This window comes from Shimia haliotis (assembly GCF_900114415.1).
Lineage (GTDB): Bacteria > Pseudomonadota > Alphaproteobacteria > Rhodobacterales > Rhodobacteraceae > Shimia > Shimia haliotis.
On record NZ_FOSZ01000011.1, the window covers coordinates 34,316 to 55,132 of the forward strand.

Annotated in this window: 20 protein-coding genes; 11 read left to right on the plus strand and 9 right to left on the minus strand. The window is 58.3% G+C overall.

Annotated features, from left to right (window positions below; genetic code table 11):
• From BM069_RS18430 to BM069_RS18440, 3 genes are all read left to right on the plus strand, one after another.
• Nucleotides 1-1,296, plus strand: coding sequence for an amino acid ABC transporter permease (locus tag BM069_RS18430; protein ID WP_093325900.1), 1,296 nt, complete (start codon nt 1-3; stop codon nt 1,294-1,296).
• A gap of 15 nt (nt 1,297-1,311) precedes the next feature.
• Nucleotides 1,312-2,103 (plus strand): amino acid ABC transporter ATP-binding protein, encoded by a 792-nt coding sequence (locus BM069_RS18435; protein ID WP_093325901.1) that lies wholly within the window; start codon nt 1,312-1,314, stop codon nt 2,101-2,103.
• Between the two features lie 86 nt (nt 2,104-2,189).
• Nucleotides 2,190-2,972 (plus strand): SDR family NAD(P)-dependent oxidoreductase, encoded by a 783-nt coding sequence (locus BM069_RS18440; RefSeq protein ID WP_093325902.1) that lies wholly within the window; start codon nt 2,190-2,192, stop codon nt 2,970-2,972.
• Between the two features lie 2 nt (nt 2,973-2,974).
• Here BM069_RS18440 and BM069_RS18445 read toward each other — a convergent pair whose 3' ends face one another.
• From BM069_RS18445 to BM069_RS18465, 5 genes are all read right to left on the minus strand, one after another.
• Nucleotides 2,975-3,424 (minus strand): DUF411 domain-containing protein, encoded by a 450-nt coding sequence (locus BM069_RS18445; protein WP_093325903.1) that lies wholly within the window; start codon nt 3,422-3,424, stop codon nt 2,975-2,977.
• 69 nt (nt 3,425-3,493) lie between these two features.
• Nucleotides 3,494-4,003 carry a SixA phosphatase family protein gene (locus tag BM069_RS18450; protein WP_093325904.1) on the minus strand — a complete coding sequence of 170 codons (510 nt, stop codon included), beginning with the start codon at nt 4,001-4,003 and terminating at the stop codon, nt 3,494-3,496.
• The gene (locus BM069_RS18455; RefSeq protein ID WP_244503663.1) at nt 4,000-4,656 is read right to left on the minus strand and encodes a ferredoxin; all 657 of its coding nucleotides are present in this window, start codon (nt 4,654-4,656) and stop codon (nt 4,000-4,002) included. The genes BM069_RS18450 and BM069_RS18455 overlap by 4 nt, the downstream gene beginning before the upstream one ends.
• Nucleotides 4,657-4,757: 101 nt before the next feature.
• Entirely contained in the window at nt 4,758-5,621 is an 864-nt protein-coding gene (gene argB, locus BM069_RS18460) for an acetylglutamate kinase (RefSeq protein ID WP_093325905.1), read from the minus strand.
• Between the two features lie 177 nt (nt 5,622-5,798).
• On the minus strand, nt 5,799-6,749 hold the full coding sequence (locus tag BM069_RS18465; protein WP_093325906.1) for an SDR family oxidoreductase: 951 nt from the start codon (nt 6,747-6,749) through the stop codon (nt 5,799-5,801).
• A 348-nt stretch (nt 6,750-7,097) separates the two neighbouring features.
• On the opposite strand from BM069_RS18465, the gene rpsD reads away from it, so the two are divergent.
• From rpsD to BM069_RS20095, 5 genes are all read left to right on the plus strand, one after another.
• Nucleotides 7,098-7,718 (plus strand): 30S ribosomal protein S4, encoded by a 621-nt coding sequence (gene rpsD / locus BM069_RS18470; RefSeq protein WP_093325907.1) that lies wholly within the window; start codon nt 7,098-7,100, stop codon nt 7,716-7,718.
• A gap of 200 nt (nt 7,719-7,918) precedes the next feature.
• Nucleotides 7,919-8,311 carry a hypothetical protein gene (locus BM069_RS18475; RefSeq protein WP_093325909.1) on the plus strand — a complete coding sequence of 131 codons (393 nt, stop codon included), beginning with the start codon at nt 7,919-7,921 and terminating at the stop codon, nt 8,309-8,311.
• Between the two features lie 141 nt (nt 8,312-8,452).
• Complete coding sequence (gene hisC, locus BM069_RS18480) at nt 8,453-9,550, plus strand: histidinol-phosphate transaminase (protein ID WP_093325910.1); 1,098 nt, start codon at nt 8,453-8,455, stop codon at nt 9,548-9,550.
• Nucleotides 9,547-10,470 carry a prephenate/arogenate dehydrogenase family protein gene (locus BM069_RS18485; protein WP_093325912.1) on the plus strand — a complete coding sequence of 308 codons (924 nt, stop codon included), beginning with the start codon at nt 9,547-9,549 and terminating at the stop codon, nt 10,468-10,470. The genes hisC and BM069_RS18485 overlap by 4 nt, the downstream gene beginning before the upstream one ends.
• The gene (locus BM069_RS20095) at nt 10,467-11,402 is read left to right on the plus strand and encodes an extensin-like domain-containing protein (protein WP_244503664.1); all 936 of its coding nucleotides are present in this window, start codon (nt 10,467-10,469) and stop codon (nt 11,400-11,402) included. Before BM069_RS18485 ends, BM069_RS20095 begins: the two co-directional genes overlap by 4 nt.
• Here BM069_RS20095 and BM069_RS18495 read toward each other — a convergent pair.
• On the minus strand, nt 11,399-12,412 hold the full coding sequence (locus BM069_RS18495; RefSeq protein WP_093325913.1) for a DUF2125 domain-containing protein: 1,014 nt from the start codon (nt 12,410-12,412) through the stop codon (nt 11,399-11,401). The genes BM069_RS20095 and BM069_RS18495 overlap by 4 nt on opposite strands.
• Before the next feature lie 77 nt (nt 12,413-12,489).
• On the opposite strand from BM069_RS18495, the gene BM069_RS18500 reads away from it, so the two are divergent.
• The 3 genes from BM069_RS18500 to BM069_RS18510 all read left to right on the plus strand — a co-directional run bounded on the left by BM069_RS18500 (nt 12,490) and on the right by BM069_RS18510 (nt 16,532).
• A complete protein-coding gene (locus BM069_RS18500) occupies nt 12,490-13,014 on the plus strand; it encodes a gamma-glutamylcyclotransferase (protein ID WP_093325915.1) in 525 nt (174 codons plus the stop codon).
• A 95-nt stretch (nt 13,015-13,109) separates the two neighbouring features.
• Complete coding sequence (locus BM069_RS18505; protein ID WP_093325916.1) at nt 13,110-14,342, plus strand: biopolymer transporter ExbB; 1,233 nt, start codon at nt 13,110-13,112, stop codon at nt 14,340-14,342.
• Nucleotides 14,343-14,345: 3 nt separating this feature from the next.
• Nucleotides 14,346-16,532 (plus strand): peptidoglycan -binding protein, encoded by a 2,187-nt coding sequence (locus tag BM069_RS18510; RefSeq protein WP_093325918.1) that lies wholly within the window; start codon nt 14,346-14,348, stop codon nt 16,530-16,532.
• 36 nt (nt 16,533-16,568) lie between these two features.
• On the opposite strand, the gene BM069_RS18515 is transcribed toward BM069_RS18510, so the two are convergent.
• The 3 genes from BM069_RS18515 to gloB form a co-directional block, all read right to left on the minus strand.
• Nucleotides 16,569-17,456, minus strand: coding sequence for a M23 family metallopeptidase (locus tag BM069_RS18515; protein ID WP_244503665.1), 888 nt, complete (start codon nt 17,454-17,456; stop codon nt 16,569-16,571).
• Nucleotides 17,457-17,531: 75 nt separating this feature from the next.
• Nucleotides 17,532-19,865 carry an ATP-dependent Clp protease ATP-binding subunit ClpA gene (gene clpA, locus BM069_RS18520; RefSeq protein WP_093325921.1) on the minus strand — a complete coding sequence of 778 codons (2,334 nt, stop codon included), beginning with the start codon at nt 19,863-19,865 and terminating at the stop codon, nt 17,532-17,534.
• Nucleotides 19,866-20,048: 183 nt separating this feature from the next.
• On the minus strand, nt 20,049-20,816 hold the full coding sequence (gloB, locus tag BM069_RS18525; protein WP_093325923.1) for a hydroxyacylglutathione hydrolase: 768 nt from the start codon (nt 20,814-20,816) through the stop codon (nt 20,049-20,051).
• Between the last annotated feature and the right edge of the window lies 1 nt (nt 20,817).

Genomic DNA, 20,817 nt, shown 5'->3' on the forward strand with positions numbered 1-20,817 from the left:
ATGGCTGATCAAGACAATAACTCCATCGCGTTCGTTGCCACCGAAGTCATTCCGGAAAGCCCGCCTCCCGCGCGCGAAACCGGCGTGGTCAAGTGGCTCCGTGAAAACCTGTTCTCCTCTGTCACCAACACCATCCTGACGGTGCTGGCACTGGCGCTGATCTATCTGGTGCTGAAAAGCACCATGCCCTGGATTTTGAACGGTCTCTGGACGACCTCTTCGCTTGCGGAATGTCGTGAGATTTTGGACGGAACCACGGGGGCGTGTTTCTCTGTCCTGACGGAACGTTGGAACCAGTTGATTTACGGCTTCAAGTATCCGGTTGAGGAATACTGGCGTCCGAATTTGGCTTTCCTGCTGATGCTGGTTGCCATTGCGCCGGTGCTGTTCTTCGACCTGCCGCGCAAATTGTTGATTGTGACTGCACTCTTCCCGTTTGTGGCCTTTTGGCTGATCTGGGGTGGCACCATTCTTGCGCCGCTGATCGCCCTGATCGGGTTTATTGTGGCCGGAGCCTTCTTCCAGAAGTTCGGACGCAACAACTTTGCTCTGGGCTTTTTCGGCGCGATTGTGATTGCGCTGGCGATTTGGTCCATTGGTGGCTCGATGATCCCTGAAGGGGCGTCTGAGAATGCCTTGCTTCCTGCAGTGCCGTCCCGAGATCTTGGTGGCTTCATGCTCAACATGATGCTGGGTCTGACCTGTGTGTCTTTGTCGGTGCCTTTGGGCATTGCTCTGGCACTTGGGCGTCAGTCCAACATGCCGCTGATCAAGGGCATCTGCGTGGTCTTCATCGAATTTGTGCGGGGTGTGCCGCTGATTACGCTGCTGTTTGTGGCCTCTGTCATGCTGTCCTACTTTTTCCCGCCGGATGCGACCGTCGACCTCTTCCTGCGCGTTGTGATCATGATCACGCTTTTCTCGGCGGCCTATATTGCCGAGGTGGTGCGCGGTGGTCTCGCCGCCCTTCCCAAGGGGCAGTATGAGGCGGCCGACAGCCTTGGTCTGGACTATCCGCAGGCCATGCGTTTGATCATTCTGCCGCAGGCGTTGAAGATCTCGATCCCGGGCATCGTCAACGTGGCAGTGGGCCTGTTCAAGGACACCACCCTCGTATCGGTCATCTCGATGTTCGATCTCGTGGGTATGATCCGCGGACCGATCCTCGCATCGACCGAATGGAACGGCGTCTATTGGGAGCTATTCGGCTTCGCCGCTGCTCTGTTCTTCGTCGTTTGCTACGGCATTTCACAATATTCCCAGTGGCTTGAGCGCAAGCTGCACAAAGGCCACTAAGAAGGGGTTCATAATATGTCTGAACTTATGTCTGATCGCGAAATCGACCGCTCCAAAATGCACGTGGGCAGCGAAGTCGCCATTCAAATCGCTAACATGAATAAGTGGTACGGATCGTTTCACGTACTGCGCGATATCAACCTGACGGTTCACGAAGGCGAACGTATCGTCATCGCCGGCCCGTCCGGCTCGGGCAAGTCGACCCTGATCCGCTGCATCAACCGTCTGGAAGAGCACCAGTCCGGTGACATCGTGGTGGACGGGATCGAATTGACCAACGATCTGAAGAACATCGACAAGATCCGGTCCGAGGTTGGGATGTGCTTCCAGCACTTCAATTTGTTTCCACATCTGACGATTCTGGAAAACTGCACGCTGGCGCCGATCTGGGTACGCAAAACACCCAAGAAGGAAGCCGAAGAAATCGCGATGCACTTCCTTGAGAAGGTCAAAATCCCGGAACAGGCCGACAAATACCCAGGTCAGCTTTCGGGTGGTCAGCAGCAGCGTGTGGCGATTGCCCGTTCGCTCTGCATGAAGCCGCGCATCATGCTGTTTGATGAACCAACCTCGGCGCTTGACCCCGAGATGATCAAAGAGGTTCTCGATACAATGATCGAGCTCGCGGAAGAGGGCATGACCATGCTCTGCGTGACGCACGAGATGGGTTTTGCCCGTCAAGTGGCCAACCGCGTGATTTTCATGGACCAAGGCCAGATCGTGGAGCAGAACGAGCCGGAAGAGTTCTTCAACAATCCGAAGAGCGAACGTACGCAGCTGTTCTTGAGCCAGATTCTGGGCCACTAAGGTTCCAGTCAAAAAGAGTGATGAGGCCACGGTGGAAACGCCGTGGCCTTTGTCTTTAAGTGGGGTAGTTGGTGAAAGGGTTGAATATGACCAAAACGATTTTGATCACAGGCGCGACGGACGGTATCGGGTTTGAGACTGCGAAGCTGTTGGTGTCAGAGGGACACAAAGTCCTTGTGCATGGGCGCAGTCCGCAGAAGCTGGATCGGGTGACTTCAGAGCTTGGCGTACAGGGATATCTGGCAGATTTGTCATCGTTTTCTGCGACGGCGGCATTGGCTGATGCGGTGAAAGCAGATCATGCGCAGATCGATGTTCTGATCAACAACGCCGGAATTCTAAAGGCACCACAGGCCGAAACCGCGGATGGGCTGGACCTTCGGTTTGTGGTGAACACGTTGACGCCTTATCAACTTACCAAAGCGCTTTTGACGGTGATGCCAAAGGACGGGCGGGTGGTGAACCTGTCCTCGGCCGCGCAAGCGCCGGTGGATTTGCGTGCGATGGCTGCCTACTCCGGTCAGGGGGCAATGGACGCCTATGCACAAAGCAAGCTGGCGATCACGATGTGGAGTCGGGAACTTGCCGCTGAAATGCCCGATGGCCCAATGATCGTGGCTGTAAATCCCGGCAGCTTGTTGGCATCTAAGATGGTCAAAGAAGGCTTTGGCGTGGCCGGTAGCGATCTTGGGATCGGCGCGGATATTCTGCGGCGCGCGGCGTTGTCTGACGAGTTTATAGGTAAATCAGGCGCCTATTTTGACAATGATTCCGGGCAGTTTGCCTATCCTCACAGTGATGCCATGAACGCGGCCAAATCGGCAGCGGTCTATGCCAAAATCAAGGAATTGGTTGCGCATTACACCTGACGTCAGCTGTGGCTTGCGAAGACTTCAGTGCTGCCGTCTTGGCGGATCAGTAGAGTATCGTAGGGCTCCACCTCGTCGCCCATTTCCATCCCAGGCGAGCCGATCGGCATGCCGGGGACAGTCAGGCCAACAGCGTCGGGGCGTTCAACCAAAAGGCGGCGAATGTCAGCGGCTGGTACGTGGCCCTCGATCACGTAGCCGTCGATCATTGCGGTATGGCAAGAAGAGGTGTCGTCAGTGAGGCCAAGGCGTGCCTTGAGCGCCCAGAGGTTTTCATCGGGTATCGCTTGGCTGTCGACGCTGAAGCCGCTCATGCGCAAATGGTCTTCCCATGCGCCACAGCAGCCGCAGGTGGCTGATTTTGCGACTTGTATGATCGGATCAGCGGCGAGAACGGGCAGTGAAGCCAAGGGACTGAGGGCGGCGGCGATGAGTAAGGATCGACGGTTCATGGCGGGGCTCCTTTGAGATTTGCCGAAGATAGGCTCATACTGGCTCGGAAAAAATTGACCTAAACCAAATTATCCGCCTAGGTCGCTCAAAAGTTCGCGAGGTAGGCCGAAGGCAAGGACGTCACCCTGACCGAAAGACACGTCAGCCCACGAGGCCGTATCGAAGGTGAAGACGGTTGTTGCACAGGTCGGGTAGTCAAGAAAGCGGGGATGATCCGGGGCTTGGCGGGCCATCAGCTCTGCACAATGTCCGATGCCCGGGTTGTGGCCGAGCATAAGGACGGTTTTGCCGCGAGCGCCTTGTAGGACGCGAAGCATTATGTCTGCACTGGCATGATAAAGTGCGTCCGAAAAGGTGGTTTCGGGCGCAACCAACCCAAGGCGAGCGTAGGTTTCGCGGGTGCGCTCCGCGGTGGAGCATAGCAATTCATCAGGCAAATACCCGTTCTCGGCCAGCCATTTCCCCATGACAGAGGCCGAGGCCCGTCCCCTTTTGTTGAGTGGGCGAGCATGGTCGGATTGCAGCGGGTCGTCCCAGCTTGATTTTGCGTGCCGCATCAGGATCAGTTTGAGGGTCATGGATGAAAAGCTTTCATATGAAGCGCGGACTGCGCGTCCGGTCGGTGAGCACCGGCACTTAGAGGGCAGGCGCGGCGGGCAATGCAGCCGCGTGACATACAATCTGTGCCGTCGGGACTGTCAAGAAAGGTGTGGCAGGCCTTGAGGTCATAAGCTTTTGAGGCGTTGAGGGCGCTGACAGGACAGCCTGTTGTACAAGGCGCGGGGCAGGCCTCGCAAGGTGAGTTGGACGATGGGGCGGTCAGCGAGATTTCGAAAGGCAGATGCAGTGCGCCGCGCAATGAGATCATCAGGCCAACGGTGTCGTGCACCATCATTCCGACGGGACTTTGGAAAAACCGCCCAGTGGCAAGCGCCCATGAGATAAACGGCGGATAGGGAGGCCCGTCGGAGGGAAATGACGCCGTTGCCCCAAGAGGGTCGGCGATCGTCTTCAGGACCCGTTTGGACCAGCGGTCTATGGGATCTCGCAAATCGTCGCTATATTCGGGCGCACGAGTGAAAGCCGGCCAAAATGCCGGACCGGTCCCCAGCAATACCGTTGTACCCGCCGGCGCATTCTGAGCATTGTTGAGAGCACCCATCACAAGCAAGCCGTGAGACTGCGCAATCTCCGCGATTTTTTCCAAAGTCACAGAGGATGTGACGCCCATTCTAACACACTCCGACATGCGTTGCGGTTGCTGCGGCGCAAAGTGCGTTGCCCGCATTTCACCCAGAGTGACAACGCTATCGAGAGGTGGCAAGAGCCCTGTTAGTCGGCGCGGATCAGAGAGCCAGCGCCATGTTCGGTGAAGAGCTCCAGCAAGCAAGCGTTTGGCGCGCGTCCGTCAAGGATAACCACAGCCCGCACACCTTGATTGATTGCATTCAGCGCGGTTTCCGTCTTGGGAATCATGCCGCCGGCGATTACGCCTTCGGCGGTCAAGTCCTTGATCTGTTGTGCTTTCATCTCGGTCACGACTTCGCCGCTCGCGTTTTTTACGCCGGCCACATCGGTCAGCAGCAGCAGGCGGTCCGCCTTGAGTGCGCCGGCGATGGCACCGGCGGCCGTGTCGCCGTTGACGTTGAAGGTTTCGCCGTCGCGGCCTGCACCCAGTGGAGCAATGACAGGGATTGTGTCGTTATTGAACAACTCGGTTAGGAGGGAGGCATCCATCTCGGCTGGCGTGCCGACAAATCCGAGGTCGGGGTTGGTTTGATCGCAGACCATCAGATTGGCATCTTTGCCCGACAGACCGACTGCCTTGCCGCCCTGACGGTTGATCGCCTGAACGATGCGTTTGTTGACCACACCGGAAAGAACCATCTCGACAACTTCAACAGTGGCGGCATCAGTGACGCGCTTTCCGTTCACGAATTCTGATTTGATATCAAGGCGTTCCAGCATCGCATTGATCATAGGACCGCCGCCGTGAACGATCACGGGGTTGATGCCGACTTGTCGCATGAGAACCACATCGCGGGCGAAGTCGTCCATCGCCTCGTCGCTGCCCATGGCGTGACCGCCAAGCTTGATCACGACGATCGCTCCGGCATAGCGCTGTAGATACGGCAACGCTTGGGAGAGTGTGCGGGCGGTGGCGATCCAATCGCGGTTCATGTCTTGCTTCTTCATCTCTGGGACCTCTTCTGGGAAACGTTGTTACCCGCTTGAATTGGACCTGCCAAGTGTGCCGACGCCTGGATGTCAAATAGGCCGCAGCCCACAGAAAGGGCCGTCGGTATCGCGTCGGTATGACGTCGGTATTTTGTCGGTGCCCCACGGCGCCCTGATCGGCCGGGGTTATTTCCTTTAGAGCGACCAGTTAAATCCCGTGGCGTCCTCTGAAACCGACCAGAGGCGGCTCATGGTTGTTTTGTCGTAGGCGTGCGGCTCCAGAGTTCCACGCCCCACAGGCCCGACGGCCTCCATGCGGCCCGTCGGACCATATAGGGCACGTTGTTCGGTCAGCGCGGCTTCGGTTGCGCACATCACTTCGGGATAAGAACCCTGTTCGGCAGTTTGCACCATCGGTGTCTTGGTCATCATCCACCATATGAGACGTGTTAGGCGATTGCCGCTTGTACTGATCAGGGAGGTTGCGGAGGCGCCGGGATGGCATACAAAGACCCCGACGTTTTTGTTGGCGGCTTTGATGCGGTCCTGAAGTTCATAGGCGAACATCATTTGCGCCAGTTTGCTTTGGCTATAGACCGGATTGGCGCTGTAGTTGTTGTCCCAGTTCATGTCGTCAAACTGAATGGTGCGACTTCCCAGTTTGTAGCCGAGGCTGGCCACCACCACGATCCGACCTCCGGCGGCATCGATGCGGTCAAACAACATCCCGCATAGGACAAAATGGCCGTAGTGGTTGGTACCGAGCTGGCTTTCGAAGCCGTCGACGGTGAGTTCTTGGTTGGGCACCTGAGCAATGGCGGCATTGCAGATAAGGGCGTCGATCTGCGGCGCCGTTTGCAAAACGACCTCTGCCGCAGCACGCACGCTTGAGAGATCCGAAAGATCCATACGCACGAAACTGACGTCGGCGTTTGCACCGAACTCCTTTTTTAGTTCATGGATCGCAGCTGTGGATTTTTCAGCGCTTCGGTTGAGCATCACGACTTTTGCGCCTTTCCTCAACAGGGCGCGGGTTGCTTGAAAGCCGGCACCCGCATTGGCGCCCGTGATGACGTAGGTTTTGGTTGCCAGCGACGGGAGGCGGTCGGGTGTCCATCCCTTGGATCCGAAAGTGGTATCTGCCATTGTCTTGCTCCTGATCGGTTGCGCCTTGTTGCGCGATTGTGAGCTTATTTGAGTTGACAGTATGTCTTGATTGCCATTCGAAGAAGCCGTGAAAATCGCGATTAATTGCCTGATTGTATCAATGAAGGCGGGTAGAATGTTTTGTGCGTCCCGGAGGCGCGGCATTAAGGGGGCTAAAGTCTTGGCGCATTGCGCACCCAGAGGCAAAGCCCGCTTGACTCCCCAAGAATCCAGCGTATAAGCGCGGCTTCATTGGTGTTGGTGGCCCTCGCAAGAGGAACCCTGTCATGTCGGCAAAATCCGACAAGAGGACAACGCCCTTCGAAACCTAAACGAAGGAGAACAGCCGTGACCAAACGCACGACTGCCAAGTACAAAATTGATCGCCGCATGGGCGAAAACATCTGGGGTCGCCCCAAATCTCCCGTAAACCGTCGTGAATATGGCCCCGGCCAGCACGGTCAGCGCCGTAAAGGCAAAATGTCTGACTTCGGCACGCAGCTGCGCGCCAAGCAGAAGCTGAAGGGTTACTACGGCGATATGACCGAGAAAATGTTCCGCCGCATCTATGCGGAAGCGGAACGTGTAAAAGGCGACACCGGTGAAAACCTGATCGGCCTGCTGGAGCGTCGTCTGGACGCGGTTGTTTACCGTGCCAAGTTCGTACCGACCGTCTTCGCAGCACGTCAATTTGTGAACCACGGCCACGTTCTGGTGAACGGCAAGCGCGTGAACATCGCATCCTACCGCGTCAAAGAAGGCGACGTGGTTGAAGTTCGTGAGAAGTCCAAGCAACTGGCAGTTCTGCTGGAAGCTGTTGCTCTGCCCGAGCGTGACGTTCCGGACTACATCGACGCCGACCACTCCAAAATGACCGCAACTTTCGTGCGCGCCCCGGGCCTCTCGGACGTGCCGTACCCGGTTGTTATGGAACCGAACCTCGTCGTGGAATTCTACGCGAAGAACTAATCTTCGCCGATATCGCCAGAAATTTGGAAAACCCCGTCCCTGTGGCGGGGTTTTTTGCGTTAGCCGCCCGGCAAAATTCAGACAAGTCTAAGGGTCTGGTTGTTTCTTAAGTCTTTCTGAACTCTGCTGTGGTTCGAAACACAGTGGGGGAATGGGGCAAGAACTGCCTGTTCATGAAATCGTCGTGAAGGGGAAATCCGATGGCAGTTGCATTGCAGTCAAATTTTATTTCGAACGCAGGCACACCGCGCGTTGTTGTGTTGACTGCGGTACAAAGCGCTATGGTGAAAGCCGCGTTGTCCCATTACGGCGGGCGCGAGACCGGCAAAGTGGAAAAGCCGGAGCCAACCAAAGTGTCACGCGGATTGGATTCGCAGGGCGAACGGGCGCCGGGCGGAGCCGCGGCGGATAGAGCGGCACAGCGGAGCGTTGGATCACAAACACTGGATAGTTCCGTGCAGCGTATGATTGGCAACGCTGTGTCGACGTTTAACAACAGTGCCCAAGGGCGCAGCTTTGCCCAGGTGATGATGGCGGAACTTGAGGCCAATGGTGTGGACAGTTCACAATCGTTTATCGACTACTACGTCTGAGGTCCGTCGCTTTGAGCGGGGAAGATGTCGCGGTTTGCGGTCAAGCGTTGCCGTGAAGGCGCATTTTGGCGCAATGCTGTCGATGTGGGTTTTAAATGACAAACTGCGCAGCTAAACACCACTTCGTAAGTGGAGGATGTTATGTCAGTTATCGCGCCGCAGCCGGGCATTATGGATATTGAGCTTTATGTCGGCGGCTCTTCGACGGTGAAGGGCGTGACCGAAGTGGTCAAACTGTCGTCCAATGAAAACCCCCTCGGGACAAGCGACGCCGTCAAGGCAGCGCATGGCAAAACGGGGCACAATTTGCACCGTTATCCATCGACCGATCACGCCGCGTTGCGTGCGGCAATTGCCGAGGTTCACGGTCTGGATGCCGAGCGTATTATTTGTGGTCAGGGCAGCGATGAAGTGCTGCAATTTGTGACGCAGGCCTATGCCGGCGTTGGGGATGAAATCGTCTATCCGGAGCACGGATTCTCGATGTATCCGATTCTGGCCAAGATGGTCGGCGCGACGCCAATTGCGGTTCCCGAGCGGGAGCGCACTGTGGATGTTGACGCGATGCTTGCGGCCTGCACGGACAAGACCAAGATTGTCTTTATCGCCAATCCCGGAAACCCGACCGGAACAATGTTGGGTGGCAATGACGTGGCGCGTCTGGCGGATGGTCTGCCTGAGGGCTGTATTCTTGTGCATGACGGGGCCTATACCGAATATGTTCAAGGTTTTGACGGCGGTGCCTCGCTGGTGGAAGCCTTGGACAACGTTGTGATGACGCGAACCTTCTCCAAGATTTATGGCCTTGGTGGTTTGCGGGTCGGTTGGGGCTATGCCTCCAAGGACATCATTGGCGTGCTCAACCGTGTGCGCCAGCCGTTCAACCTGTCGACTGTTCAGCTTGCGGTGGCTGAGGCCGCAGTGCGCGATCAGGAATGGGTGACAAAATGCCGTGCTGAAAATGCCCGTTTGCGGGCTTGGTTGGCCGAGGCCCTTGCGGAGATCGGTGTGCCGTCTGACACGTCGACTACGAACTTTATTCTGGCGCGGTTCGCGGATCAGGCAGAGGCGGAAGCCTGTGACGACTACCTTAAGGCCGAAGGGCTGATCGTGCGGCGTGTGACAGGCTATGGCCTGCCGAACTGTTTGCGCATCACGGTAGGGGACGAGCCGTCCTGTCGCCGCGTTGCGCACACCATTGGTAACTTCAAAGTTGAATATCACGGCGGCTCCAAGTGAGCGGGCCCGTCTATGAACGGGTGGCCCTGATCGGGCTGGGGCTGATTGCATCGTCCATGTTCTGGGCGATGAAGCGGGGCGGACTGGCCGGCGAAGTCACGGGCTTTGCGAAATCCGAAGGCAGCCGCGAGACCGCCCGCAGGATCGGGCTTTGTGATCGGGTGTGCGACAGCGCGGCCGAGGCCGTTGAGGGCGCTGATCTTGTGGTGCTTTGCGTACCGGTTGGCGCAATGGGGGCTGTGGCCGAAGAGATTGCGCCCGCGTTGAAATCAGGAGCAACCGTGACCGATGTGGGATCGGTGAAGCGTCACGTGATCGACGTTGTGGCACCCCATTTGCCTGAAGGCGTGCATTTTGTGCCTGCGCACCCTCTTGCAGGCACCGAACATTCCGGCCCCGAGAGCGGATTTGCCGAGTTGTTTGACAACCGCTGGAGCTTGCTTGTGCCGGTGGAAGGCAGTGATCCAAAGGCCGTTGCAAGGTTGCGGACCTTGTGGGAAGGGATGGGCGCGAATGTCGATGAGATGGACGCGGACCATCACGATCTTGTTTTGGCGGTCACCAGCCATGCGCCGCATTTGATTGCCTATACGATGGTGGGCGTTGCCGATGATCTGCGACGTGTCACCGACAGCGAAGTCATCAAATATTCTGCTGCCGGTTTCCGGGATTTCACACGGATTGCGGCCTCTGATCCGACGATGTGGCGGGATGTGTTTCTGACCAACAAAGACGCCACGCTTGAGATATTGGGCCGTTTTACCGAGGAGTTGTTTGCATTGCAGCGGGCAATCCGGACGGGGGATGGCGAGCATCTACATCAGTATTTCACCCGCACCCGTGCGATCCGGCGTGGCATTATTGAAGCTGGGCAAGACACCGCGGCGCCAAACTTTGGCCGCGGGGGCGGTAGCGAGTGACACTTCGGGGCGGCATATTGACCGCCTTTGCGGTGGGCGCGTTGCTGGCTGGCGATCTGGCCACGGCCAATGCGCCGGAGAAAAGTTTGCGCCCAGTTTTGCGTGGCGATGTTTTTCCTCAGGCTTTGCCGTCGCTGGCTCCGGATCAGTCCTTGCGTCCCCGGGTCCGTCCCGGGTGGATCGATAGGGCTTGGAATAAGACACGTCGCGAGGCCGATCCGCTTGCGGCCGCTCCGCAGGTTGCCGCCGCTGCCGTGGTGCCGACGTCTGCTAAGCCGGCGAGAGTGCTGCTGCCAAAAAACACTTCCAAAGCCACACCTGCCTCTTTGCCGACAGGGCGGGATGCGGTGGAAAACGGTGTCACCACGACGCAACGACTGCGGCGGAGCCGGTTGCCCGACGGAATGGCCTATTTGTGCTCTAGCAAGGTCATTATCGGCAAGACCCATGCGCCCGTGGCCGCCGCCTTGCCGGGATGCGGGATTCCGAAAGGGGCGATCAAGCTTTATCAGGTGGCCGACGTCAAACTTTCTACGCCCGCTGTCATGACCTGCGAAACGGCACTTGCTCTGCATCGCTGGGTCGATAACGGTGCCAAGGAGGCGGTGAAGAATTATGGTGGTGGGGTCAGCAAGTTGAAGGTTGCGGCAGGGTACGCCTGCCGGACGCGCAACAACCGACCTGGCGCCAAGATCAGTGAACATGGTCGCGGCAAGGCGATTGATATTTCTGCCATCTATACCAAAAGCGGGGAACCGATTTCAGTTCTCAGCGATTGGGGAAAAGGCAAGAAGGGGCGGATGCTCAAGAAAATGCACAGGGCGGCCTGTGGGCCGTTTGGCACAGTCTTGGGGCCAAATGCCGACCGCTATCACAAAGATCATTTCCACTTTGACGTCGCCAACCATCGCAGCGGGCCGTACTGCCGTTAGCGGAGATTGAGGCGTGGTGCAGGGCCAAGCGGGATTGGACCGAACCGCGTTGTGCCGCCCTTGAAGGTGAGTGGAATGTCCAGTTGATTCCGGTTGCCGGACAGGCCCGCTACAAATGTCAGCGCCTGTTCCAGAGTGTCGAGGACCTTGGGAGAAATACGGGCATTGCTGCGTGCGACCGCGATCATGTCTTGCCAGTTCACCAACCGGATGGTGATATCGCCAGTCGGGTAGCCGAGTTTGTCGACAGAGACTGTCCCAGCGGCGTTGAATTGCAAATCTCCCCAGACAATGTCCGCGCGCTTAAGGTGCAGTTGCGTCGGTTGGGGGCGGGAGTCCTCGATCGCGGATAGGTCCCATGGCCGTGAAAAGCTGGCTTCGAGATCGGCTTGGAAAATCTCAATTGTGCGGGGTAGGTCGATGTCGTCGGGAATCGCGAATGCGGCGGCGGGAGCGAAATCTGTGGCTCGCAGGGCGAGGCGATACGTGGCGCTGGGCGTGCCGGTTTCATCCGGTTGGCGATGTAGGGCTAGATCAAGACCCGAGGCTGTCATTTGCCAATCCAGAGAAGAGGACAGAGCCAAGGTGTCGACGTCTAGATTGATACGGTTCAGCGCCAGATCCGTTCCAGGTTCCAGCACCAAGGACGCACGCATCTTTTCTGAGGTCAGGGAGAGTTTTTCGGTGGGAACCGCAAGCGTCTGTGTGTTGGGCCAGACCGCGATCAAGTGGTGCGGTTTATAGGTGAGCGCAAAAAGCTGAAAGAACGGGGCTTCCCATGCGAGGCCGGATTCTGGGTCGGCCAGCGTGATGTTGTCAAACGTGGTGTCGATCCGGTTCGGGAAGCCCGAGACCGAAAGATCATTATATTCGGCAACCCAGCCATCGGCGCGACGGTCCTCAAACCAAGCGGCGAAACCGGTTTTAGCGCCGTAAGACCCTGCCAGCCAAACCCCGCCCCAAACGAGCGCAAACAGCACCAGAAATCTCGCCATCCATTTCATCATCATGCCCGCCCTTTAAGTCATGGTGTGTTTGGTGTTTAACCTCGGCTCATTCAAGGCACCAGCAAAAGGCGCAAAGGCAGATGTGGGTATTCGGATACGGGTCTCTGTTGTGGAACCCCGGTTTTGAGGTGAGCGAACAGATGGTCGGCACTTTGCAGGGCTGGCATCGCAGTTTCTGTATGCGCTCCATCCATCACCGCGGCACTGACGCGCATCCCGGTCTGGTGCTGGCGTTGGACGCGGAGGCTGGCGCGCATTGTCAGGGAGTCGCTTTGAAAGTGGCTGAGGGGCAGGAAGCCAAGACGTTGGCCTATCTGCGCGAGCGCGAGTTGGTGAGCTCTGCCTATTTGGAAAAGACGCTGGATGTCGCCCTTACGGACGGTCGCTCTGTTGAGGCGGTGACCTATGTGATCGACCCCCATCATGTGCAGTATTGCCATCTTGAGTTGGAAGAGCAGGCGCGGATTATTTCAACGGCGGTTGGCGGGCGCGGGCCAAACACGGAATACCTTTATAACACGGCAAGCCATCTGGCCGAATTGGGCATTGAAGATGCGGATCTGGACTGGTTGTCGGCACGGGTGCGCGCGATGGTGGCTGCCTGACGCATGGTCGTGCGGGGATTTAGGGAATTTCCTTGGCAGATTCGGTGCTTGCAAGTAGTGTGACGCCAGAAAAACAAGTGTCAGGACAGGCGCCCATGGAGCAGCCGGACCGTAAAATCGAGCCGCATTTCAAACGACCTTGGACCCAGATCGTCTATATGGTCTGCGTTGTCATAGCGACTGCCGCCGGTGCTGTGGTGGCCTTGCCCAATGTGCAGGACGTGTTCCTGTCCAATGTTTACCTCAACGGGTTTATCTGCGTCGTTTTCCTGATTGGTGTTCTGGCCACATTTGGTCAGGTGCTGTCTCTGGTGTCTTCGGTGAACTGGATCAAAGGGTTTGCCGGTGAGCGGGAATATGACGTGAATGCACCTCCGCGTCTTTTGGCGCCTTTGGCGGCGTTGCTGCGCGAACGGGGGGCCAACGGGCAAATCAGCGCGTCCTCGACCCGATCCATTCTTGATTCCGTTGCAACCCGCATTGATGAAGGCCGCGAGATCACGCGGTATTTGGTCAACACACTGATTTTCCTTGGGCTTTTGGGGACGTTCTACGGTCTGGCGACAACGGTGCCCGCCGTGGTGGACACCATTAAGAGTTTGAATCTGAAAGAAGGCGAAACCACGGTTGCCGTGTTCCAGCGCCTGATGACCGGATTGGAAAGCCAGCTTGGCGGTATGGGCACGGCGTTTGCTTCTTCTCTGTTGGGGTTGGCGGGTTCGCTGATCGTGGGGCTCTTGGAACTTTTTGCGGGACATGGGCAGAACCGGTTTTACCGTGAACTGGAAGAATGGCTGAGCTCGATCACGCGGGTTGGGTTCAGTTCGGGCGAAGGTGAGGGCGACATCCACGTGCTTGGCGCTGCCTTTGAACATATGTCATCCCAACTCGACGAGTTGCGGGAAACGATGGTAGCGACGGCGCAGATGCGCAACGAGAGTGGCGGATCTTTCTCCGAGTTGTCGGAAGCCATTCACCGTATGACAGACCGGATTGAGACACAGGCCCCCACAACGCAAGCATTGTTGCGCGTGGCGGAGGGGCAGGAGGCCTTGATCCACCAGCTTGAGGCGCGCGGAGAAGAGGGCGAAGGCGGCGTAGACGCTGAAAGCCGGATGCGCTTGCGGTCGATAGATGTCCAGATGCTGCGTATTTTGGAAGAAATCAGCGCGGGCCGGCAAGAAAGCATGGCCGAACTGCGAACCGACCTTGCGGCGCTGAACCGGACTTTGCGGCAGATGGGTCGCGCGGCCGAGGGTGGCAAAGCCAAGCCCGTGGCCAAGGTGCGTCGCGTGACGCCGACCGATGGCGGCGGGCAGGAGGGCTGATCAATGGCCCTAAGCCGCCGCACAGGACAACGTCTTCAAGGTTCAATCTGGCCCGGTTTCGTTGATGCGATGACTGGGCTTTTGCTTGTGCTGATGTTTGTGCTGACCATTTTCATGGTGGTGCAATTTGTGCTTTCGGACACAATTACCGGACAGGAGACCGAGCTTGATGCATTGGAATCCGAGGTCGCGGCGTTGGCTGATGCTTTGGGTTTGGAGCGTACACGGTCCAGCGCGCTTGAGGGTGAAGTGGGCGGTTTGCAAGCGACGTTGACAGACACACAGGCCGCCCTCGTTGAGCGGGATGCGTTGATTGCGTCGCTGTCCGCCACGCGAGACCGACAGGCGGCCGAGTTGGACAGCGCACGCGCGGAGATCACCTCGTTTGAAGCGCAGGTTGCGGCCTTGTTGGCCGATCAGGAGCGCGCTCGCGGGGAAATCACCTCGTTGGAGGGCGCGCGGGATGCGTTGCAGGATGAGCGCGATGCGCTGAATTTGGCGCTGGCGCAGGCTCGTGGCGAGATCGACGCGCAGGTCGAAGTGGCGCGGTTGGCGGCGGCGGAAGCCGATGCCATGCAGGCATTGATTGAGAGCTTGCGATCAGAGGTGTCGGAAGGGCAGGCCGTTGTGGCCGACCTTGAGGCGCAATTGTCAGATGAAGAGCGCGCGCGACTTCTGGAAGCGGCGGCTGCCGAAGAATTGCGCAAGCGGTTGGAGAATGCTGACGCGGAGTTGACCGCGATGACGCTGGCGCTGGAGCAGCAGCGGCAGGAGGCCGAAGATACGTTGACGTTGCTGGCGGCTGCAAAGGCGGCACAGGATGATCTGGAGGTTCGGCTGGCGGCGGCTTTGGTTGAAGGAGAAAGCGTTGGAGCCGATTTGGCGGAGACCGTATTGAAACTCGCGGCTATGGAGGCGGAGTTGGACACGCGTGGTGGCGAATTGGCCAGCGTGAAGGCCGAATTGGCGGCGGCTCTTTTGGGCCTTGAGACAAGTAAGACCACGATTGAGCAGCTTTTGACGCAGGTGGCCGAGGCCGAGGCGGCCAAGGCGGGCACCGAGGCGCAGGCGGTGAGTGACCTTGCGGTTTTGGAGGCGCAATTGGCTGAAGCATTGGCCGCCAAGTTGGCCGAAGAAACCCGTGCTTCGCAGGCTGAGGTCGCCCGGGACGGATTGCAGGCCACAGTGGCCACCCTGGAGGAGCAGCTTGCGGCCGCCGTGGTGGCGCAGACCGAAGCCGAAGAAAACGGCAGTTCACTGCGCGAACGGCTGGCAACGGCTTTGGCTGCGAAGTTGGCAGCAGAGAATGCGCTGGGCGATACGGGCGATGTCCGCGAGAAACTGGCCGCGGCTTTGGCAGCACAGCGGGCGGCGGAACTGGCCGGACGCGAGGCGATGACCGAGGCAGAGCGGCGCGACGCCTTGTTGGCCGAGGCCAATCGCGCATTGTCCGAAGAAGAAGCGAAGTCGGCGGAAAGCCTGCGCAAAGTCGAGGCGCTCAACCAGCAGATTGCGGCGTTGCGCACGCAGTTAGGCTCGCTTCAGGCATTGCTGGATGACTATCAAGATCGCGATGTGGCCGCCAAAGTACAACTAGAAGCTCTTGGGTCGGATTTGAATGCGGCGCTGGCGCGGGCCGCGGCAGAAGAACGCAAACGGCGACTGCTGGAAGAGGCCGAACGGGCGCGGCTTGAGGCGGAAAAAGCGGAGTTGGAGGCCAGGACGCAGGATCTGGCGCAATACAGGTCCGAGTTCTTTGGCCGCTTGCGCAGCCTGTTGGGCACTCAGGAAGGGGTGCGCATCGTTGGGGACCGCTTTGTTTTTAGCTCGGAAGTGTTGTTTGACGTGGGCGCCGCCGGACTGTCGCCTGAAGGCGAGCAGGAGCTTGCCAAGGTGGCAGCGATTTTGCAGAGCGTGATCGATGATATTCCAGCCGAGATCAATTGGATCCTTCGGGTGGATGGGCATACGGATAACCTGCCGATTTATGGCGGGCAGTTTGCCGACAACTGGGAATTGTCGCAGGCGCGGGCCCTGTCTGTGGTGCGATACATGATTGACGATCTGGGTTTGCCGCCGGATCGGTTGTCGGCCAACGGGTTTGGCGAGTATCAACCGGTTGATACGGCGGACACGCGCGAGGCGCGTGCAAAGAACCGGCGCATCGAGTTGAAGTTTACCGAGAAGTAGGACCAAAGCGGATTGGCACACGTCCTGTGTGGCCCATCACTTGACGGTCAGTGCCACCGTGGTTTGATCCAGTGGCATGCCGTCGCGCATCAACGTGATGTCCCCGCGATAGTCCCCTTTGGGCCATCCGCGCGGCGGGGTGCGTTTGCCGGTGGCGCGAAAATACTGGGCCTGCACCTTGTCCAGGGTCACCTGTTGGGACAATACCTCACCTGAGGGGCCGGTGATGGTGATGTCGAGGGTGTCGCCGGGCTGGCTGCCATAGCCGAAGGCGAACACGACAAGGGCTTCGGCATTTGAAGCAATTTCCGTTTTTCCCGCAGCACCGGATTTGACGTCGCCATAGTCGGGAATTCCGGTTTCAAAGCCAGCGCGGATTAGGCCACCGGCCTCATATGCCAGCGGATCAGCCCACATTGTATCGCGAGCTTCGCCGCAGCGATCCGACCCGCGATCAGGAAAGAAAGGGTCGACAACACGTCCGCCTTGTCGAACAGAAATGTGCAAATGGGGAAACTGGGTGCGCCCCGAGAGTCCGATTTCCCCAAGGACGGTGCCGACGGTAATCTTGTCCCCTTGCGCGACCTGCACCGAGCCTTGTTTGAGGTGGCAATATTGGGTTTCCCAACCCTGACCGTGGTCGATAACCACACCATTGCCACAGTCGCGGCCTTCGACATAGGCGGCATTTTCGGCGGTTAGTATCTGATCCTTCATGCCGTCACGCGTGCCTTTGACCACACCGTCGGCGGAGGCGAGGACGTCGACGCCGATTTCCATGGCTCGCCGTGTCGGCAACGCAAAGTCTGTGCCCTTGTGGCCGTTATAACTCAGTGGGCCGCAGGTGAAGTCGAGGTAGCCGTCACCGGAGTTGTGATCGACGTAGTTCTGGATGTAGCAGGTGTCGCCGACGGTGCAGTCCACAGGGGTCTCTAAAACAGGCGCGCCCGCGGCTGGAAGGGCCGCGAGCGCGCAAAGTGTCGTGAGCGTTAGACGCATTTAGTCGGCGGTCAGCAATGGTGGCTTGTCGCCGGAAATCCGGCGCTTCTCGGGGCCGGAGATGTCCAACACCAGATCGCCGTCCTTGACCTTGACCTTGACCACACCGCCTTTGGCCAACTTGCCAAAGAGGAGTTCCTCGGCCAGAGGTTTTTTGATGTGCTCCTGAATGACGCGGCCCAGCGGGCGGGCGCCCATCTTTTCGTCATAGCCCTTGTCACCCAGCCATGCGGCGGCTTTCGGCGTAAGTTCGATGGTCACGCCACGATCCAGAAGCTGTACCTCAAGCTGCATGACGAATTTCTCGACCACCTGCATGATCACTTCTTTGGGCAGCGGCGCGAAGGAAATCACCGCATCCAGACGGTTGCGGAATTCTGGCGTAAAGGTGCGCTCGATCGCGGCGGTGTCTTCACCCTCGCGGCGGTCACGGCCAAAGCCGATGGCGGCCTTGGCTTGTTCAGCGGCGCCAGCGTTGGAGGTCATGATCAGAACCACATTGCGGAAGTTCACGGTGCGACCGTTGTGATCGGTCAGCTCACCGTGATCCATCACCTGCAACAGGATGTTGTAGACATCGGGGTGGGCTTTCTCGATCTCGTCCAGCAGAAGGACACAGTGCGGATGCTGATCCACACCATCAGTAAGCAGGCCGCCCTGATCAAAGCCGACATAGCCCGGAGGCGCGCCGATCAGGCGGGAGACCGCGTGTTTCTCCATGTACTCGGACATGTCAAAGCGCAGCAGTTCGACACCCAGAGTGTCAGCGAGCTGTTTGGCGACCTCGGTTTTGCCGACGCCGGTGGGGCCCGCAAAGAGGTAGTTGCCGATGGGTTTTTCCGGCTCGCGCAGACCGGCGCGGGCCAGTTTGATGGCAGAGCTGAGCGACTCGATGGCGTTGTCCTGACCAAACACCACGCGCTTGAGGGATTTTTCCAGATCCTTAAGCACTTCTGCATCGTCTTTGGAGACGCTTTTGGGGGGGATGCGGGCGATCTTGGCCACGACGGCCTCGATTTCCTTCACACCAATGGTCTTTCGGCGCTTGGAGGCAGCCACCAAGTGCTGCGCGGCGCCTGCCTCGTCGATCACGTCGATGGCTTTGTCGGGCAGCTTGCGGTCGTTGATATAGCGTGCAGCCAGTTCCACGGCGGTTTTGATCGCGTCGGCGGTGTATTTCACCGAATGGTGGGCCTCGAAGTATTCCTTGAGACCTTTGAGAATTTTGATGGAGTCCTCAACCGTTGGCTCGGCCACGTCGATTTTCTGGAACCGGCGCGACAGGGCGCGGTCTTTCTCAAAATGCTGGCGGAATTCTTTGTAGGTGGTGGAGCCCATGGTGCGCAGCTTGCCACCTTGCAACGCTGGTTTGAGCAGGTTGGAGGCATCCATCGCACCGCCAGACGTGGCGCCGGCACCGATCACGGTGTGAATTTCGTCGATGAACAGAACCGCGTCGGGGTGATCCTCGAGCTCTGTCACCACAGCTTTCAGCCGTTCCTCAAAATCACCGCGATAGCGGGTGCCTGCAAGAAGGGCGCCCATGTCGAGGGAATAGATAGTGGTGTTTGCCAGAACTTCTGGAGTTTCACCCTGCACAATTTTGCGCGCGAGACCTTCGGCGATGGCGGTTTTGCCCACACCCGGGTCGCCCACAAGCAGCGGGTTGTTTTTGCGCCGGCGGCAGAGCACCTGAATGCAGCGTTCGACTTCGTGGTCCCTGCCAATCAGCGGGTCAACGTCGCCTTTGCCAGCCTTCACATTCAGGTCGACGCAGTATTTCGCCAAAGCAGAATCGTCTTTCTGCTCTTCGGCAACGCCTTCGATGCGCGGGCCGGAGTCGCCGTCTTCTTCCTCGGCGCCGGAAACCGGACGCTGTTCACCAAAGGCGGGGTCTTTGGCAACGCCGTGGGCGATATAGTTGACTGCGTCGTAGCGGGTCATGTCCTGTTCTTGCAGGAAATAGGCCGCGTTGGATTCCCGCTCGGCAAAAATGGCGACCAGTACGTTGGCGCCGGTCACTTCGGTGCGGCCAGAGCTTTGAACGTGGATCGCTGCGCGCTGAATCACCCGCTGGAACGCCGCAGTCGGCACGGCCTCGGATCCTTCGATGTCGGTCACGAGGTTGGAGAGGTCGTCGTCAATGAACTCGACAAGATTTTGACGCAGTTCTTCCAAATCGACGCTACAGGCGCGAAGGACGCGCACGGCGTCAGGCTCGTCCAGAAGGGCGAGGAGAAGATGTTCGAGCGTAGCGAACTCATGCTTGCGCTGATTGGCAAGACCAAGGGCTGCGTGGATGGATTGTTCGAGCGAATTCGAAAATGACGGCACTGTGTGTCTGCTCCCTCCGGGGTTAGGAATGGGGCGATGACCTCATCGCGCCCAAATAGAATGACTCTATTACGTTAAAGTTTGGTCGATTGATCACGAGCTTCAAGGACTTTCTGCAAAATTAACCATAGAAAACCTCTGCACGGTTTCGTGAAGCGGTCTTACAAGGCGTTTTTTCGCGGGTCAGAAATTGTCTTTGCGGCGTCGGATTTCTGCAAAAACCTCTGCGGGATCGGCCCCTTGCATGCCAACGGCGGCCTGAACTTGCGGGTCATGGCCGCGCAGAAACGGGTTGGTCGCAAGTTCTTCGGACATCAGAGAGGGGACAGTCGGTATCCCACGGGCGCGGTCAGACCGGATTTTTTCGATGCGGGTTTTGAGCGCTGGATTGTCAGGATCGACGGTTATGGCGAACTTGGCGTTGGATTCGGTGTATTCGTGGCCGGAACAAACGATGGTTTCCGGCGGTAGGGCGGCCAATTTGGACAGGCTGTCAAACATCACCTCGGGCGGGCCTTCAAAAAGGCGCCCACACCCAAGCGCCATCAGGCTGTCGGCGGTAAAGACAACACCGGTTTCGGGGAAGTAAAAGGCGATATGGCCCATCGTATGGCCAGAGACATCGATAATCTGAACGCTCTCGTCGCCGATGGTTACAGTGTCTCCTTCGTTGACCGCAGTGTCGAGGGGGGGCAGCCGGTTTGCATCGGCTGCGGCGCCGATCACCTGAGCCGGATGTTTTTCAAGAATGGCCGCGAGCCCGTCAACGTGATCCCAGTGGTGATGGGTCAACAAGACATGATTGAGCGTCCAACCGCGTGTCGCCAGCGCATTGAGCACCGGTTCGGGCTCGGGCGCGTCCACCAGCGCGGTCTCGCCTGAGGCCGTGTCGTGGATGAGAAAAGCATAGTTGTCAGCCAGGCATGGAACGGTGACGACGGTCTGGGGCATG

What these genes read in the sequence shown, in the direction of transcription:
- BM069_RS18430 (WP_093325900.1), top strand. Translation starts at nt 1, where the DNA reads ATGGCTGATCAAGACAATAACTCCATCGCGTTCGTTGCCACCGAAGTC.
- BM069_RS18435 (WP_093325901.1), top strand. Translation starts at nt 1,312, where the DNA reads ATGTCTGAACTTATGTCTGATCGCGAAATCGACCGCTCCAAAATGCAC.
- BM069_RS18440 (WP_093325902.1), top strand. Translation starts at nt 2,190, where the DNA reads ATGACCAAAACGATTTTGATCACAGGCGCGACGGACGGTATCGGGTTT.
- BM069_RS18445 (WP_093325903.1), bottom strand. Translation starts at nt 3,424, where the DNA reads ATGAACCGTCGATCCTTACTCATCGCCGCCGCCCTCAGTCCCTTGGCT.
- BM069_RS18450 (WP_093325904.1), bottom strand. Translation starts at nt 4,003, where the DNA reads ATGACCCTCAAACTGATCCTGATGCGGCACGCAAAATCAAGCTGGGAC.
- BM069_RS18455 (WP_244503663.1), bottom strand. Translation starts at nt 4,656, where the DNA reads ATGGGCGTCACATCCTCTGTGACTTTGGAAAAAATCGCGGAGATTGCG.
- argB (WP_093325905.1), bottom strand. Translation starts at nt 5,621, where the DNA reads ATGAAGAAGCAAGACATGAACCGCGATTGGATCGCCACCGCCCGCACA.
- BM069_RS18465 (WP_093325906.1), bottom strand. Translation starts at nt 6,749, where the DNA reads ATGGCAGATACCACTTTCGGATCCAAGGGATGGACACCCGACCGCCTC.
- BM069_RS18475 (WP_093325909.1), top strand. Translation starts at nt 7,919, where the DNA reads ATGGCAGTTGCATTGCAGTCAAATTTTATTTCGAACGCAGGCACACCG.
- hisC (WP_093325910.1), top strand. Translation starts at nt 8,453, where the DNA reads ATGTCAGTTATCGCGCCGCAGCCGGGCATTATGGATATTGAGCTTTAT.
- BM069_RS18495 (WP_093325913.1), bottom strand. Translation starts at nt 12,412, where the DNA reads ATGATGATGAAATGGATGGCGAGATTTCTGGTGCTGTTTGCGCTCGTT.
- BM069_RS18500 (WP_093325915.1), top strand. Translation starts at nt 12,490, where the DNA reads ATGTGGGTATTCGGATACGGGTCTCTGTTGTGGAACCCCGGTTTTGAG.
- BM069_RS18505 (WP_093325916.1), top strand. Translation starts at nt 13,110, where the DNA reads ATGGAGCAGCCGGACCGTAAAATCGAGCCGCATTTCAAACGACCTTGG.
- BM069_RS18510 (WP_093325918.1), top strand. Translation starts at nt 14,346, where the DNA reads ATGGCCCTAAGCCGCCGCACAGGACAACGTCTTCAAGGTTCAATCTGG.
- gloB (WP_093325923.1), bottom strand. Translation starts at nt 20,816, where the DNA reads ATGCCCCAGACCGTCGTCACCGTTCCATGCCTGGCTGACAACTATGCT.